The 15,451-nt window shown below is 63.3% G+C and carries 17 protein-coding genes and 1 pseudogene; 6 read left to right on the top strand and 12 right to left on the bottom strand.

Annotation, left to right across the window (positions count from 1 at the left end):
• Positions 1–7 precede the first annotated feature (7 nt).
• Positions 8–137: pseudogene (locus QSV46_RS10700) on the top strand (transcriptional regulator); the annotation flags it as partial.
• Positions 138–171: 34 nt separating this feature from the next.
• On the opposite strand, the gene QSV46_RS10695 reads toward QSV46_RS10700, so the two are convergent.
• Complete coding sequence (locus QSV46_RS10695; RefSeq protein ID WP_314950057.1) at positions 172–1,143, bottom strand: ABC transporter substrate-binding protein; 972 nt, start codon at positions 1,141–1,143, stop codon at positions 172–174.
• Between the two features lie 303 nt (positions 1,144–1,446).
• On the opposite strand from QSV46_RS10695, the gene QSV46_RS10690 reads away from it, so the two are divergent.
• A complete protein-coding gene (locus tag QSV46_RS10690) occupies positions 1,447–2,481 on the top strand; it encodes a methyltransferase (RefSeq protein ID WP_314950055.1) in 1,035 nt (344 codons plus the stop codon).
• A gap of 874 nt (positions 2,482–3,355) precedes the next feature.
• Here QSV46_RS10690 and QSV46_RS10685 read toward each other — a convergent pair.
• Positions 3,356–4,780: an amidase gene (locus QSV46_RS10685; RefSeq protein WP_314950054.1), complete on the bottom strand. Its 1,425-nt coding sequence runs from the start codon at positions 4,778–4,780 to the stop codon at positions 3,356–3,358.
• 265 nt (positions 4,781–5,045) lie between these two features.
• Here QSV46_RS10685 and QSV46_RS10680 point away from each other — a divergent pair, with 265 nt between their 5' ends.
• Positions 5,046–5,543, top strand: a complete 498-nt coding sequence (locus QSV46_RS10680; protein ID WP_314950053.1) for a peptide deformylase — start codon at positions 5,046–5,048, stop codon at positions 5,541–5,543.
• Between the two features lie 40 nt (positions 5,544–5,583).
• Here the strand turns inward: QSV46_RS10680 and QSV46_RS10675 are convergent, their stop codons facing one another.
• Complete coding sequence (locus QSV46_RS10675; RefSeq protein ID WP_314950052.1) at positions 5,584–5,946, bottom strand: metalloregulator ArsR/SmtB family transcription factor; 363 nt, start codon at positions 5,944–5,946, stop codon at positions 5,584–5,586.
• Entirely contained in the window at positions 5,946–6,608 is a 663-nt protein-coding gene (locus tag QSV46_RS10670) for an SRPBCC family protein (RefSeq protein ID WP_314950051.1), read from the bottom strand. The genes QSV46_RS10675 and QSV46_RS10670 overlap by 1 nt, the downstream gene beginning before the upstream one ends.
• A gap of 174 nt (positions 6,609–6,782) precedes the next feature.
• Between QSV46_RS10670 and QSV46_RS10665 the strand changes: the two genes are divergently transcribed.
• On the top strand, positions 6,783–7,133 hold the full coding sequence (locus QSV46_RS10665) for an AraC family ligand binding domain-containing protein (RefSeq protein WP_314950049.1): 351 nt from the start codon (positions 6,783–6,785) through the stop codon (positions 7,131–7,133).
• A gap of 212 nt (positions 7,134–7,345) precedes the next feature.
• Here QSV46_RS10665 and QSV46_RS10660 read toward each other — a convergent pair whose 3' ends face one another.
• The 5 genes from QSV46_RS10660 to QSV46_RS10640 form a co-directional block, all read right to left on the bottom strand.
• Entirely contained in the window at positions 7,346–7,786 is a 441-nt protein-coding gene (locus QSV46_RS10660; protein WP_314950048.1) for a DUF302 domain-containing protein, read from the bottom strand.
• Positions 7,783–8,145, bottom strand: coding sequence for a carboxymuconolactone decarboxylase family protein (locus QSV46_RS10655; protein ID WP_314950933.1), 363 nt, complete (start codon positions 8,143–8,145; stop codon positions 7,783–7,785). The genes QSV46_RS10660 and QSV46_RS10655 overlap by 4 nt, the downstream gene beginning before the upstream one ends.
• A gap of 80 nt (positions 8,146–8,225) precedes the next feature.
• Positions 8,226–9,146 carry a LysR family transcriptional regulator gene (locus QSV46_RS10650; protein WP_314950046.1) on the bottom strand — a complete coding sequence of 307 codons (921 nt, stop codon included), beginning with the start codon at positions 9,144–9,146 and terminating at the stop codon, positions 8,226–8,228.
• A gap of 294 nt (positions 9,147–9,440) precedes the next feature.
• Entirely contained in the window at positions 9,441–10,199 is a 759-nt protein-coding gene (locus QSV46_RS10645) for an SDR family oxidoreductase (RefSeq protein ID WP_314950044.1), read from the bottom strand.
• A gap of 149 nt (positions 10,200–10,348) precedes the next feature.
• On the bottom strand, positions 10,349–10,861 hold the full coding sequence (locus QSV46_RS10640; RefSeq protein WP_314950042.1) for a hypothetical protein: 513 nt from the start codon (positions 10,859–10,861) through the stop codon (positions 10,349–10,351).
• A 166-nt stretch (positions 10,862–11,027) separates the two neighbouring features.
• On the opposite strand from QSV46_RS10640, the gene QSV46_RS10635 reads away from it, so the two are divergent.
• Positions 11,028–11,999, top strand: coding sequence for a LysR family transcriptional regulator (locus tag QSV46_RS10635; protein WP_314950041.1), 972 nt, complete (start codon positions 11,028–11,030; stop codon positions 11,997–11,999).
• A gap of 45 nt (positions 12,000–12,044) precedes the next feature.
• On the opposite strand, the gene QSV46_RS10630 is transcribed toward QSV46_RS10635, so the two are convergent.
• Entirely contained in the window at positions 12,045–12,926 is an 882-nt protein-coding gene (locus QSV46_RS10630; RefSeq protein ID WP_314950039.1) for an AraC family transcriptional regulator, read from the bottom strand.
• Positions 12,927–13,022: 96 nt separating this feature from the next.
• Between QSV46_RS10630 and QSV46_RS10625 the strand changes: the two genes are divergently transcribed.
• On the top strand, positions 13,023–13,442 hold the full coding sequence (locus QSV46_RS10625; RefSeq protein WP_314950038.1) for a hypothetical protein: 420 nt from the start codon (positions 13,023–13,025) through the stop codon (positions 13,440–13,442).
• A gap of 92 nt (positions 13,443–13,534) precedes the next feature.
• Here the strand turns inward: QSV46_RS10625 and QSV46_RS10620 are convergent, their stop codons facing one another.
• Complete coding sequence (locus QSV46_RS10620) at positions 13,535–13,993, bottom strand: suppressor of fused domain protein (RefSeq protein WP_314950036.1); 459 nt, start codon at positions 13,991–13,993, stop codon at positions 13,535–13,537.
• Positions 13,994–14,157: 164 nt separating this feature from the next.
• Positions 14,158–15,405 carry a serine hydrolase gene (locus QSV46_RS10615; protein WP_314950034.1) on the bottom strand — a complete coding sequence of 416 codons (1,248 nt, stop codon included), beginning with the start codon at positions 15,403–15,405 and terminating at the stop codon, positions 14,158–14,160.
• Positions 15,406–15,451: the final 46 nt, after the last annotated feature.

Raw genomic sequence — 15,451 nt, 5'->3', positions numbered from 1 at the left:
ACAGCTCATGCCGAAGATCGACATCGCCGCCGTGCCGGCCCACAGGGGCTCCGGCTATCCCGCCCTTCGACGCCCCTTGCGCCGAGCGCATCCGGCAACGGCTTGGCAATGCCGGAGGCCTGTCTGATTTCGGCGTAGTCGGCCTTGGACCAATAAGCGACGTCAGAGTGCCTACTCGATCACTACATCGGCCCGCGTCAGCAGGGTCGGTGGCATGTTGATGCCGAGTGCTTTGGCGGTCTGGAGGTTTATAACAAGTTCGTACTTGGTCGGCCGTTCGACCGGCAGATCGGCAGGTTTCGTACCCTTGAGAATCTTGTCCACAAGGGTCGCAGACCGGCGAAACTGATCTGGCAAGTCAGTTCCGTAGCTCAAGAGGAAGCCCGCTTCCGCGTATTCTCTCACCGCAGAGATTGCAGGCAGCCGATTTCTGACGGCCATGACGCCAATCAGGCCGCGATGGTTGAACAGTACTCCATCACTCAGCACGACGAGCACCTGCGCGCGTTCCCTCACCATTGTCGCGAACGCCTGTTCAAGTATTTCCGAGCCGCGCGCCTCGGCCGGGACAAGCGTCAACCCCAACGCTTGGGCGGCTTCCCGCAGCGACGTCAACTGGTCCTGATTGGGCGTAAAGTCCGGATTCCACAGAATGCCCACGCGCGAGAGGTTCGGCAGAGTGTCCTTCAGAAATTCGAGCCGCTTGCCGTTGATCTCATCGCCGGGCTCCGAGCTGAACCCAGTGACATTGCCACCAGGGCGCGCCAGACTGGCGACAAGGCCTGCACTGACGGGCTCGGCACTGTTGGCCATCACGATCGGGATCGTCCGAGTCGCCTTCATGGCCGCAACCGTGGTCGCATTGGTTCCGGAAACGATGACGTCCACGCCGAGCCCGGAAATCTCTGTGGCAAGCGCCGTCAGCCGCCCGGTGTCTCCGTCGGCAAAACAGTACTCGATCACGACATTCTCGCCGACGCGATAGCCAAGGCTCCGCAGGCCCGCTTCGAAGGCTCTAACATTACGAAGTGTTTGCTCCCGCGACGCGCTCGCGAGGTAACCTACCCTGTAGACCCACTTTGCTGGTTGCTGCGCGCGCACGCCGAGCGGCCACGTCGCTGCCGCGCCGCCGATCAGCCCCATGAACTCGCGTCGTCTCATTGAGCACCGCGGAGGAAACGCCGGTCCATGTCCAAAGCCTAGCACTTTGCGACCAGACGGCCAGTGTGATTGGGCAAATAATGATATCCGAAGCTGCGTCTCAATGTCCGAGATGGGTCAAAAGCGTCGATCTAGCGCTCGGCTGCAAACTTCCGGTCTACCCTTCTGAACGGACTGTCGCAGCACCGCTTCAACGGCCGCGAAGGGCCAAAACCTGAAGTAGCCTGCATCTGGACTGCTTGGTATGCTGAGCAAATACTTTCCGTATTTTTGAAGGAATTATTCATGCCAGACCAGGAGCCGCCGAAGTCAAAAGTAGTTCCGCCCCATATTCAATTGATCCAGATGGGTCAGGCCGGTCTCGTCTCCAGGATCATCTATGCTGCCGCCAGACTGGGCCTCGCGGATCATCTCGCGCCTGGACCCAAGAGTGCTGCCGAGCTTGCAGGTCGCATGCAGGTTCACGAGCCTTCCTTGCACCGCTTAATGCGCACCCTAGCAAGCTTGGGCGTACTAACCGAGCAATCCGAGCAACGCTTCGCACTAACCGAGTTGGGTAATGCCTTGAAGACCGGTGCGCCAGGCTCGGCAAAATCCAGCCTGTTGTTTATGGGCAGCCCCTGGAGCCAGATGGGTTGGGATCATTTGGTCTACTCTGTCCAGACCGGCAAACCCGGCTTCGAAAAAGCGCACAGCGTGTCATTCTTTGACTATCTCGCGCAGCATCCAGAGGAAGCGTCGTTATTCAGCGAAATGATGGTAGGTTTCCATAACCAAGAGCCTCCAGCCGTCGCTGCTGCTTACGATTTTTCGGCCTTCAAAACCATCGTCGACGTTGGCGGAGCGACAGGCAACATGCTTTCGGCCGTGCTATCCTTGCATCATGGGCCACGCGGTATTTTGTTTGACAGACCACACGTTGTTAAAGACGCACCCGTCCTGCTTAAGGCCAAAGGTGTCAGCGGTCGGATAGCGATTGAACCTGGGGACTTCTTCGCAGGCGTTCCGAGTGGTGCGGATGCCTATATTCTATCGCACATCATCCATGATTGGGACGAAGACAGGTGTTTGACGATCCTTGGCCATGTCCGCAAAGCGATGGATCCCGCGGGTCGTCTGCTGATTGTTGAGATGGTCTTACCGCCGGGTGACGTCGCCCATCCTGGAAAAATGCTCGACATGGTCATGTTGGTACAACTTGGGGGCCGCGAACGAACCGCGTCGGAGTATGCGTTACTTCTAGGCAAGGCCGGCTTCCGTCTGACGCAGGTGGTATCGACCGAATCTGCAGCAAGCATTGTGGAAGCGGTGGCGGCTTGAGTGAGGGCGGAAGTTGATTGACTTCTGCTTCGGGTCAATCGCGTCGGTTTAGTCCTCCCGCGATTACTTCCGGTCAGCCCCGACGAGCGGACATCTTTGGTGCCCATGGCAAGGTCTCAAACGAGCCACAACCCGACATCGCTATGGTATGAAGGAGATCGTCAACTGACGCGGTCGGGAAGTGATAGGGTTCTGGAATGTCGAGAGGCGCGTTGAAATGGACCCTGCTAGGATGCGCAGTCGTTTACTTGCTCCTGACGCTATACGGGCTCGTCGATAGCGGCGAATCCAAGCCAATTCGGATCATACTCTGGACCGCGATCTTAGGTCTTTCCGTGTATCTGATAGCTACATGGAAATGGCGAAAAACAAATTAGGATAGGGGTCCCACACAGGTCCGCTCAGGGTCACAAGCCGCCGAACACGTTCTAGGCGGGAAACTTCCGCTTTGCGTTGGTAAGCCGAACTCTGTGAGTGCAAGCCCTAGTTCGCCAGTCCCTGCTTGTCGATCCAGTCGCCAACCAGTTTGGCGATGTCGTCGGAGTTGCCGTCCATCATCATATGGGTGTTCCCCTTGATGCCCATTCGGCAGTTCGAAGGTATCAACCTTGCCGCCGGCGGCGGCCACTGCCTGTCCCCGTCTGGTCGGGTTGGCCGCGAGCTTCGACCACACCGGGACCTTGTCGAGGAAATCGCCCCACACGATCAGATGCGGCACGCCCTTGAGTTTCGCGGCGTCGGCCTTCGCAGGATCAGGTGCTCCCGAAGATTCGATCGCGATCAGCGCCTTCACCTTGTCGGGCGCATTGAGCGCTGCGACGCGGGGCAATTCCCGCCTCGCGCTGACGCCGAGGCAACGCCGATCGACTGCAGATCATCGCACCTGACGAGACGTCCGCGCGGCGCCATCGGCAAGGCTTGGTCGCGCAGCGGTGACGCAGGCCTGCTCGACGCAGCGGCTGGCGCGCAGGATCGTCTGCTCGGCGAACATCGGCCCGACGATCTGCAAGCCAATCGGCAGCCCCTCGACAAATCCGCACGGCACCGAGGCCGCGGGCTGGCGCGTCAGGTTGAACGGCCATGTCAGCGGCGTCCAGTCGAACCATTGCGGGAAGCGCGCCGCGTCGGGCGTGTCGATACCGGCTGCGAAAGCAGTGATCGGCACGGTCGGCGTCAGCAGCAGATCGTAATCCCCGTGAAACGCCTGCATCTGCTGGCTCAGCGCCCGCATCTCGACATGGGCGGCTTGCAATTCGCTGGCGGAGATATCCTGGGCCGCGATGATCAATCGCAGCAGGCCCGGATCGAGCGCCGCCAGCTGCGCGCCGGTGAAATCACGCACCAGCGCGGCATGCGATGCCCCCCAGATCACCTCCAGCGCATGCCGCGCGCCGGACAGATCAAGAGCAACATCCTGCAATTCGGCGCCGGCCGCCTCCAGCGCGTCGAGCGCCGGCCGCATGGCGGCCACCACGGCGGGGTCGGCGCCCGGAAAGCCGAGGTCGGGCGACCACGCGATCCGCAGGCCCGCGACGCCGCGCTCGAGACCATCGAGATAATCGATACCGCGATGGGGAATGGCAAAGGAGTCGCGCGCATCCGGGCGCGTGAGCACGTTCAGCAACAGCGCGCTGTCGGCGACATCGCGCGACAGGCCGCCGTAGACCGCGAGCGTTCCCATGGCGCCGGGGAAATTCGGCACCAGGCCGTAGCTCGGCTTCAATCCGAACACGCCGCTGAACGCCGCCGGGATACGGATGGAGCCGCCGCCGTCGCCTCCGGTGGCGAGCGGGACCACGCCGGCCGCCACCAGGGCGGCCGAGCCGCCGCTGGAGCCACCGGGTGTGCGGGAAATATCCCAGGGATTGCGGGTGATGCCGGTCAGCGGGCCGTGGGTGATTCCCTTCCAGCCGAATTCAGGGGTCGTCGTCTTGCAGAAGAACACGGCGCCGGCCTCGCGCAGCCGGGCCACACCGGGCGTATCCTGCGTACTGGGCGCGGCCGGCGTGGCGTGGGAGCCGATGCGCATCGGCCATCCCGTAACCTGCGCGGTATCCTTGATCGCGACCGGCACGCCGTCGAGCGGCCCGAGCGGCGTTCCGCGACGCCAGCGATCGGCTGACTCCGCCGCCAGACGCCGCCCCTGCGGCTCGTCCAGCAGGCACACCGCGTTCAGGACGGGATCCACCGCATGCAGCCGCGCCAGGGTCGCATCCAGCACATCGACCGGCGACAGCTCGCCGCTGGCGAAGCGCCGGGCCAACTCGCGCGCGGAAAGCCAGTTCAGATCATCAGGCATGAGGCATGCTTTGGCGCATGTTCTGGCGGGAGGCGTCTTCGCGCGTTTTGGATCATCGCCTGTAGGTCATAGACCAACTATCGATCAACCGACTATGCAATTTCTAGGGAGAGCGCATTCCAGGGAAGCGCTTGAGGAAAGCATTTGTGCAAAGCACTAGCGCCCTCGGGTTCCTGCTGGCGGGAAGGCTCGAGCTGCGCATGAAAGTACCCGCCCAGCCGCAGGAACGGGATGCTTCAACCATCCGTGAGTGGTAGGAGCGTGCATGACCATTCGCCCGATCGTCCGCTACCCCGACCGCCGGCTCTCGATGCCTGCGCGCGCCGTCACCGCGTTCGACGACGCCTTGCGCGAACTTGCGCAGGATTTGCTCGACACCATGCGCGCCGCACCTGGCATCGGCATCACCGCGCCGCATATCGGCGTGCCCTTGCGCGTCGTCGTGCTCGAGCTCGACGCCAAAGAGGGTCCGCAAACCTACGTCAATCCCGAGATCGAATGGGCCTCGCTGGAGATGATCCTGCACAGGGAAGGCAGCGTCTCGATGCCCGGCGTGAACGACGAGGTCCAGCGCCACGCCCGCGTGCGGATCAGCTATCGGGATCTCGACGGCAACGCGCAGACCGAAGAATCGGAGGCCTTGCGCGCCGTCTGCCACCAGCACGAGATCGACCAGCTCGACGGCCTATTCTGGATCCAGCGGCTGTCGCGCCTGAAAAGGGAGCGGCTGGTGAAGAAGTTCGAGAAGATATCGCGGGGTTGAGCGCGACTGATGGCCCCTCCGCATCCTCGTCGCGGTTGCCTCAGGCCCTCCTCCCGCTCCGCTTGGTGATCGGAGCGTTGCGACGCTCCCGTTTGCCGCGCGCGATCTCGGTTGCCAGCGCGTCGAGCTTCGGTTCCCAGAAATTCCTGAACTGACCGATCCACGCATCCACGGCCCGAAGCCCTGCGACGTCGACCGAATAGAGTCGTCTCTGTGCCTCCGCCCGGACGCTTGCAAAGCCGCTCTCGCGCAGCACCTTGAGGTGCTGTGACACGGCCGCCTGCGTGATCCCGAACTCGGCCCCGATCGCTTCGACGACCTCACCGGACGCCATTTCGCCGGGCGCAAGCAGTTCGAGGATGCGGCGCCGTACGGGATCGGCGAGGACTTCGAAGATTTGCATCAGCTTCCTGTGCCTCGATGCGCGATATCAGGCGGCATCTCGCCGCGATAGAACGCGATGGTGCGGTCCGAGCGCTGCTTCGCGGTGTCAGGATCGACCCCGCTCGCGACATGCGCCGCGCGCCAATATTCGCCTGACGTCGTCATGAAGTCCTTGCCCGCAGGAGAGCCCATCCAGGCCTCGGCCGTCTCATGATCGACCGATGCTCCGGTCGCAAGATATCGCTCAAGTCCCGCAATGGCGAGGTCCCAGCCGATGCCCACCGCGCCTGGACCGAACTGATTCCAATGGTCCTCGATGATTGCGGTGTGCTCCAGCGTCAAACGCGCCTGATTTCGCTCGGCTGCCAGCCTCACATCGATCCAGCTGGTCGCGCCGCCGAATTCCCACGTCGCGGCAAAATGGGTCGGCGGCGTGCACGCCGTGATGGTGCCGCCCGCATTGCCTTTGAGCTGGTACCTTCCGCCAGGCTGGAGGTCGCCCTCGATCGGCAAGAACCAGCGTGGAATGCGCTCTTTGCTGGTCACCGCGTCCCAGAGATCGTCGACGCTGGTCTCGTAGAGACGCGTCAGCGTCACGGTGCTGGCGGCCTTGCCGTCCTTCTCGAAATTCTGCACCGAGCGCGTCACGAGCCCCAATACCTTGGCGACGTCGATCTCCATTGCGTTCCTCCTTGTTGTCTGGGCGATTACAGATATCGGTCTACACTAATATAAGTCAATTCTTATATACAATGCCACTGCGTCAAACCGCCTCGCAGGTGCGGTGAACAAAACCTGTTCAGGCGTCTATTGGTCCGCACTCCGCCAGCTTCTGGCGCAAGACGGAAGGATTCCATGAAAGTTCGCAAATTCGCCATCGCCGACGCTTCATTCGAGCGCTCGCCCGGGCAGGACGGCGAGATCTTCGTCGCCAATTTGATCGACCAGCGCCACGGCGCGCCGATCACCATCGGCTTCGGCCGCTACGCGCCGAACCAGAGCCTCGACGAGACGATCATTGTCGACGATGTGATGGTCGTGCTCGAAGGGAAGCTCTCGGTGTCGAGCAACGCCGGCACCGTCACCGCCGGTCCGGGCGAGATCGTGCACATGCCCAAGGGCGAACAGGTCACCATCCGCTCGCACGAGCAAGGCGCCGTCACCGCCTACGTCACGTATCCGCATTGGCAGGAGGCGCGCGGGTGAGGCGTGATCAGCACAGGCCTGCCGGCAACGGGTTCGTCGATCACCGCTGAGCTGTTCTGATCGGCGGCGCATCAGCGCCGTCGATCGAGCCGAACGCTTCGTCGTCAGGCCAAGCGATTCGAGGCGTCGGGCGAGACCGAACTACTGCCGATTGACCCCCGCCCCGGATGCGACCCTGCTCATGCCGGTGCGGAGCAACCCGGGTACCACCTTCACGTCAGCCTTGCGGCGATAGCGGCGTAGATCAGCTCGAGCTCTCGCCCCAGCGCCGTCAATTGATCATGGCCGTAGCGATCGAACAGCTGCGCGGGCGACGGCCATCTCACCCCAACCGCATCGGCATCCTCCATGACGACGATCTTCAGCGGTGCCTCCAGAAGCGCGGCAGGGTCTGCGCCCAGCAGGCGAACCATGTAGCGCGGGTGAAAGAAGAGGATCTGGCGCGTTCGCGGGATGATATAGCCGCCGCGCTTGAGCAGCATCTGCGGATCGATCTCGTGAATGATCCAGAGATCCGCCTCGCGCAGCACGGTGCAGACGGTCTCGAGGACCGTCTCAAATGACGATCTCGTGGCAATCGCGTGCTGGAACGTATGTCCCTCTCGCGGCCGAGCGTAGTCGACCTTGACCAATCCTGACGGCTGGTCGCTCATCGAACCGCCTCCGCGGCAGCAGGACCGGACTTCACGGCGACCGGGTCGAGCGCGCGTGCCGAATAGACCATCGCCGCCCCGGCGCCGAGGGCGACGGCGACGCCGAGCGCCTCGGATATCTCGTCCGGCTCGGCTCCCTCCTTGAGCGCCGCCTCGGCATGGACGACGATGCAGCCGTCGCAGCGTGCCGTGACCGCAACGGCGAGCGCAATCAGCTCCCGCGTCTTCGCCGAAAGCTTGTGCGTCGTCGCGCCGGCCGAGCTCAGGGTCTTGTAGCCTCTGAGCGTATCCGGCGAGCGTTTGCCCAATTCACCGATGCGGCCCAGCAGCTGCGTGTGGTAGCGATCCCAATCGATCATCACGATCGAACTCCGTTGTTGGTGGAAGCGATGCTCCAGACAAGCGGAGTTGCCGCGCAAAGGAAATTGCCGAACCTCGTTTAGGCCTTATGCGTTTTCGTCTGGGGGCGATCGCCGGGGTCGAGACGGCGGGATTCCTTGCGGATGCCGGCGGCAAGGATTCGCGCCGCCGCCTGCACGCGGGGTGTGCCGCGAACCTCGGTGTGAATGCCCATCCAGATCTCGCGCGCCGGTATGGGCACGGGAGTTTTCACCCGAGCAAGGCCTGCCGCATTGTCGCCGATGTAGCGCGGCAGGCAGGCAAGGCCGGCGCCGGCAAGCGCTGCATGTGCCTGTGCTTCGCGACTGTCCGTTCGCAGCACGGTGCTCGCCGCATAGGCGATCTCTCCGAGCCAGGCGAGATCGGCAATCGCGGCCAGCTCGCTCTGCATCGCAATGATGGCATGGCCCTTGAAGCCGTCCCCGAAGTTCGGCGCACGATGCCGGCTGAGATAGGCCGGCGCGGCATAAAGGCCAAAGGCCAAGCCACCGAGCCGTCGCTGGACCACCTCGCCTTGCTCGAAGCGAACGAAGCGAAACGCGATGTCGGCCTCGCCTCGGGCGAGATTGGCCCGGCGGGATTCTCCGAGCAGCTCGATGGTCATGCCTGGATGGGTTTCGGACAGTTCTGCACAGACGGGAGCCAGAACGCGCACACAGAACCATTCCGCAGCGCTGACCCGAACGACCCCCTCGGCTCCCGCGTCGCGCCCAGAAACCGTTCGCTCGATGGCCAGGGTTTCGGCCTCGATGCGCTCGAGCCTTTCCAGGATCGCAACACCGGACTCGGTGAGCGCAAGCGATCCAGGCAAGCGGCGAAAGATTTGCGTGCCAAGACCGGCCTCGAACGCCGCGATGCGACGACCGACCGTGGGCTGCGTGGTTCGCAAATGCCGCGCAGCCGCAGAGAGCGAGCCGTGCTTGGCGACCGCCAGCACAAATTTCAGATCGTCCCAGTTCAACGAATTCGCCGCCGTCCCCGGTCTGGATCGTCGGCTCGCATCCCGATCGAAACGGCGTTTCATTGGCCAGCGGGCTCAGCCCTGCTCCCTTCGATGATTCGACGCCTGACTAGCATACTTCACGGAATTCTCTCGACCCGCGCCACCATCGCGTTTCCGCCGGAATTCGCCTGCCCTGAGGCGCGCGGGTGAAGCACGAGCAGCACAGGCGTGCCAGTAACGGCTTTATCGATCACCGCAAGCCTGTTCTGGTCGACAGCGCATGGGCGCCGTCGACCAAGCCGGGCCTCGCCGTCAGGTCAGCCGGACCGACATGCCACCGTCAACCGTCATCGGGCTGCCCGTCATGAACGACGCCCGGTCACTCAGCAGAAAGACGGCCGCTTGCGCGATCTCCCTGGGACCGGCCATCCGCTTCATCGGGTGGAGGCCGGCGATGAAGTTCAGGGCGTCCGGATTTCCCTCGCCCGCCGCCGGGGTGACGGTCCCTCCCGGCAGAAGGGCGTTGATGCGAATGCCTTCGGCCGCGTGCTCGGCGCCGAGCGATTGAGCGAGGCCGATCAATCCCGCCTTCGAGGCTGCGTAGGCTGCCATCCCCGGCAGGCCGCCGTTGCTGAAGCCAACGAAGGACGAGGTAAAGACGATGGAGCCACCGCCCCGCTTGCGCAGGACCGGGATTTGCGCCCTCGCGCCGAGGAAGGCGGAGGTGAGGTTCACCGCAAGCACATCGGTCCAATTCTCGATCTTCATCTCGGGGACCGCTGTCATGTCGCCGACGACGCCGGCATTGTTGAAGGCGCCGTCGAGCTTTCCGAAGGTCTTGACAGCGTGTGCGACGAGACTTTCGGCGTATCCGGTGTCCCGAACGTCGCCCGCCAGAAAAGTCGCGCGACCGCCAGCGCTTCTGATGCCATCCACGACAACCTGCAGCTCGGCGGCGCGACGCGCCCCGAGCACCACATCGGCACCTTCGGACGCGAACAATGACGCTGCGGCAGCACCGATACCGCTGCTGGCGCCGGTTATGATGATCGTCTTGTTTGCAAGTTCCACCGTGAGACTCTCCTGATGTCAAAAAGGAGCCGAACAAGACATCAGGCAGCTGCGAGCTGCCACCCGTTTCCTGAGTTGAACGCGATCGCCTGATCAAGTGGGTTGAGAGGATGTCGCAAGGATACGACTCGGCAAGACGCCGGTTCGTTTCAACCCGCACCAGCCGGCGCCATGGCCTTGGTGCTGGCCCGTGCCAGGAGAATGAATGCGGCGACGTGCGTGATCGTCAGCAGCGGTACGTAGATGATCGGGATCGCATAGGCGGCACCCAGCCATCCGGCGTGCTCGGGGAGGCCGACCTGGATGGCGTGGTAATAGTTTAGGATCAGGTCGACCGTCCCTACGACATTGAAGGCGGCCACGAGCGGCCAAAACAGCAGCCGCACCCTCACTGTGAGAAGCGCCAACATCGCCAGCACCGCGGTTGCAAAGTCGCCCCAGGCGGCGGACACCGCGAAGCCGGCCGGCAGGTCCGGACTGACGACACCGGGAAGGATGAAGACCAGCCCGAAGAAGCGGAAGCTGTGCAGCGTGGCGATGGCGCGGTGCGCCTCAATTCCGTCCATCGACTTGAGCCAGGGCCAGATGTAGGCGCCGAAGCAAAGCAGCCAGGCGACATAGCCCAGGACGAGGTGAATCCGAAAGAGAGATTCCGTAGCCATTTAGGTCTCCGACAAGGTCGCGACGTCGAGCTCGGTCCGAATACAGCGGCGCAGCTGGCGCACGAGCGCGAGTGTTCAGGCCCCCGCCATCAGCAACGCTCCTGACCGGCACCCGGTTGTAAGCGCGCTTTCCGCGAGCGACTATTCGCGATAATGTCGACAGGTTATGAAGCGTAACTTCACAATCCGGCGGGGCGCGCTCGACGGTGTCGAGGCGTTCCTGAGCGTTGCCCGGCATCGCAGCTTTCGCAAAGCGGCGGCCGAACTCGGCGTGACGCCATCGGCGATGAGCCAGGCGGTGCGGGCGCTCGAGCTTCGTGTCGGCGCAGCGCTTTTCATCCGCACCACGCGCAATGTCGGCCTGAGCGAGGCCGGCGAACGATTTCACGCGCGGGCAAGGCCGGCTTTCGAGGAGCTTATCGCCGCCAGCGATGTCGCCCGCGACCTCGGACAGCGGCCATGCGGACTGTTGCGCCTCACGGTGCCGCGGGCGGTGGTGCCAATCCTGCTGGAGCCGCTGATCGCATCGTTCTCGCAGGCCTATCCCGACGTCGAAGTCGAGATCGCCGTCAGTGAGGGGCTGGTCGATCTTGCCGCCGAGGGGTTCGACGCCGGCGTCCGGATGGGCCAGTTCATCGCGCCCGACATGATCGCTGTGCGGCTGGCGCCGCCGTTTCCGTTCGTGGTCGTCGGCAGCCCCAAATATCTGCGTCGCCGGGGCACACCCGCGCAGATCGACGATCTGCGCCAGCATGCCTGCATCCGAATCCGCCGCTCGAACGGGACGGTTGCGCCGTGGTCGTTCGTTAGCGGCAACAAGCCGGTCGAGGCTGTCGTTTCAGGGCCGCTCATCGCCTACGATTTCCCGACCATGCTCGGTGCCGCCGTCGAAGGCATGGGCCTTGCGCAAGTGCCTGCGCCGATCGCGACCGGACTTGTCAAGGCCGGAAAACTCTTGCAGGTCCTGCAGCCGTTCGCCCCGATGACGCCTGGGGTGTTTCTCTACTATCCCAGCCGCCACCAGATGATGCCGAAGCTCCGGGCCTTCGTCGATCACGTGAAGCGGCGCTCGGCCACCAGCCATGACGCCCGACTTCAACCGGACGACAGGCGGGCACGCGCCGCGAAGAAGCGCTGAGGCGCGTGCCTTGCGATCGGAAGAACAGGCCGCCCTCGGAGGGCGCTATTTCAACGGCAAGAAAACGTCCGCGACGGTCTCATGCTCCGGCACCTCCGGAAAGAAGCTCAGCCGCTGGCAATAGATCGGGAAGTCGCGCGTCTCCTCGCCGCTGGCCGGAAGCCAGTCGCGATAAAGGTAGAGCGCGGCGGGCTCCAGATTGTCGGTGTAACCGACGACGCGCAGCACCGCGCAGCGCCCGCCGGGGATCTCGCCGGCCTTGATCGCCTCTCCGTTCGCCGCGATCGGCCGGTCGATGCCGACACAGAGGTCGATGCTGTAATCGGCCGGCGAGGCAGGACGCCGCTCGGAACGCCAGACGTTGAAGGTCGGGCTTGTGCTGGGGTGCAGGTTAGCTGCCTTGCGCCACGCGATGAACCGCTGGATGGTGGCACGAAGCGTCGCCGGGTCGCCTCGGTGCTCCATGATCGCGACCTTCGTGGCGGGCACGTCGCGGATCGTCACGTCGTCAGTGGTAAAGGTCTTCTGCATAAGCTTGCTCCTCGCATTGTCGAGAGGCCCGAAGGCCGCAAGCCACGGCTCCCAGTCGGGGGATTTCCGGAACGACGAGGGCGATTGCCCGAACCGTTGCCGAAAGGCGCGGGCGAAGGCATCAGGCGCGTCGTAACCGGCATCCATCGCCACATCCGTGACGGTTTGGGCGTCATTGTAGGCCAGCTGATGCGACGCACGCTTCAGACGGGCCAATTGGACATAGCGATGCACGGACAACCCGAAGGTTGCCGTGAACTGCCGGTGGAAATGGAATTTCGAGAAGGCCGCAACCGCGCTCAAAGTGTCCAGGTCCAGATCAGCGTCGAGGTGCCGGTCGATATGGTCCAGCACCCGCCGCATCCGGGCCTGATAGTGTTGCAGTGCCGCCGTCATCGTCTCTCCTCCGTGGCGGCTCCATTTAGGCGCTGTTGGCCATGATTTGCTCGACCGATCTTGCGATTCGATCAAGCCTGGCCAATTCAAGCTCGAATGACCACACCGATTGCAAGCTCCTTCCTCTACGCGCTAAATGGAAATCTCATTCGCAAACGGAATCCAAGCATGAATGCAACTCTATCCATCGTCGTCCTGGCTGCCGAGCTGCTCATCAGCGCGTTGGGCGCGTTCGTGTCAATTGCCGCGCTTGGCTTGGCGGGAGAGGTCACGCGATCCAGGGATTTGACCGCCTTTGGCTGGGTGCTGGGGGCGATTTACTTCGTCGTCGCCTTTACACCCCTCGTCGCAACCGCATGGGTGGCGCACAGAAGGTTTGTTTCAGACAAAGCGTTCCCGGTGCTCGAAGTCATTTCGTCGCCGTACCTGGTCCCGGTGGTGCTGTGGGTTGGCGCAGCGATTTTCTGCATTGGGTTGCTGGCATTTCAAAACGGCGCGGGGCTGGCGCCGCGGTAGAGAGAGAGACGAAGCGATACTCTTCGGGCTCAACATCCTATTCCAGGCGAGGCGCCGCGCAGGCGCCCACGAGGATGGCGGCGGTCAAGGTATCAAAGAGCGCTGGGACGATCGATGTCGAACACGTCGATCTGTCGGTCCTCGAACAGATCCTCCAGCGCTTCGGGCCCGTTCGCCAGCGCGTAGTCCCGCTCGGCGTCGGAAACAGGGAGCATCTGCAGCCAGGCGACGGACTTGGTCGAGAAGGACTGTGTTTCCAGGTCCCACGAGAACGGAGAGATGAGCATGGCGTGCTTCATGTCGCGCCCTTCGCCATACAGTTCCAGGGCTCGCGGAATGACGACGCCGGGCAAGGGTGTGATCTCGTCCTTCTTGATGCTGAAAGCGCAGGTCGCGATCATATTGGCGCCCTCGGCGCATTCCGTCGCCAGAGCCAGCAGAATCTCGACGCCCAGGGCCTTGTCGCCGGACGTCAGGCCTGTCTTCGCATCAGAGAGCGCCAGGCTGGCATAGGTGGAAACGCCTCCTGCCGGGACGTCCTTGATGATCATGATGTCGACGTCGCTGACGTGGGCGACATCCCAATATTTCGTAACCGTCGGTGAGTTCTGCATAACGTCTCTCAAGTAACGGGCGAGAGATTTGTTGTCTTTCGAAACCGCCATGGCTCCTCACGTCAAAATCCAAGGAATCGCTTGCGAGATATACCCCGATCCTACCCGCCAGCCATCAGCTCCTTCGCCAGCGCCATATAGGCCGGAAGCGTCACGGGATCATTCGCCGCATTGCCGGCCACGGGATGCGATGCATAGCGGGCGATCACCATCTCGGCCTTTGGATCGATGTAGATGCCCTGGCCGTGGACGCCGCGCGCCATGAAGGCGCCGTGCGCATTGTGCGTGACCCACCATTGATTGCGATAGGAGGCGCCGGGCAATGTGGTGTAGCCGGCCGGCCTGAATTTTTCGGGATCGCCGCCGCGCGCGATGTCCCCGACCACGGTCGACGGCACGATCTGGCGGCCGTTGAAGCGGCCGTTGTTGCGCATGGTCTCGCCGAAGCGGGCGAGATCGCGCGACGTCGTCGAGAGGCCGCCGCCGCCGCTTTCGGTGCCGATGCGGTCGACGTGATAATGCGCGTCTTCCTCCGCGCCCATCGGCTGCCAGATTCGCTCCGAGAGCAGATCGGACAGCGTCATGCCGCTGGCGCGCCTGATGATCCAGGCCAGCACGTCGGTGTTGACGGTCTTGTAGGCGAACGCCTTGCCGTGCTCGCCCTGCTTCTTCTGCGCGATCAGGAAATCGAAAATGTTGGTCGCGCCGTCATAGTCCGGCGGGATCGGCGCCATGCCGTTCGCCCGCCGCAAGCCCCACACATCCGAGTTCCTGTCGGTATAGACTTCGGTGTATTCGAGGCCCGTGGTCATATCCATGACCTCGTGCACGCGCGCATCGCCGAACGCGCTCGCCTTCAGCTCCGGCACATAGTCCGTGACGGGCGCCTGCGGGTCGATCTTGCCCTCGGAGACCAGAATGCCCGCGAGCACGCCGGTGAAGGATTTCGTCACCGACATCGCGATATGCGGCTTGTGCGGCTTCAGCGCACCGAAATAGCGCTCATAGATCAGCCTGCCCCGATGCAGCACGGCGATGCCGTCGGTGTAGGTCTCCTCCAGCATCTTCGCGAACGTCATGGGCCGGCCATCCATCGTGGTCGAGGCGACAGCGCCGATGTCATGGTCCTCGCGCGGCAGCACCGACCGAGGCCCCGCCCCGCGCCAAACGTTCACCGTCGGCACCAGCTGGCGGATGTTGCTCCACGCCCAGCGCAGCTCGGGGAAGCTGCGGAACGAGCCGTCCTGGAAGGCGATCGTGCGGTCGGGCGCCGGCGGGAAGCCGCGCATCCAGCCGAGAGTTTCAGGATCGGTTTCGGTTGGTTGAGCGGGGGTGGCGGCGGTGGACATGAACGCATGGCTCCCAGGGGACGATGCGAATTTCGTATCACGGGAG

Origin of the sequence: Bradyrhizobium cosmicum (assembly GCF_032290525.1) — a bacterium.
Taxonomy (GTDB): Bacteria; Pseudomonadota; Alphaproteobacteria; order Rhizobiales; family Xanthobacteraceae; genus Bradyrhizobium; species Bradyrhizobium cosmicum_A.
The sequence above is the reverse complement of the archived record's forward strand: the minus strand, read 5'-3'. Positions and strand labels throughout refer to the sequence as shown.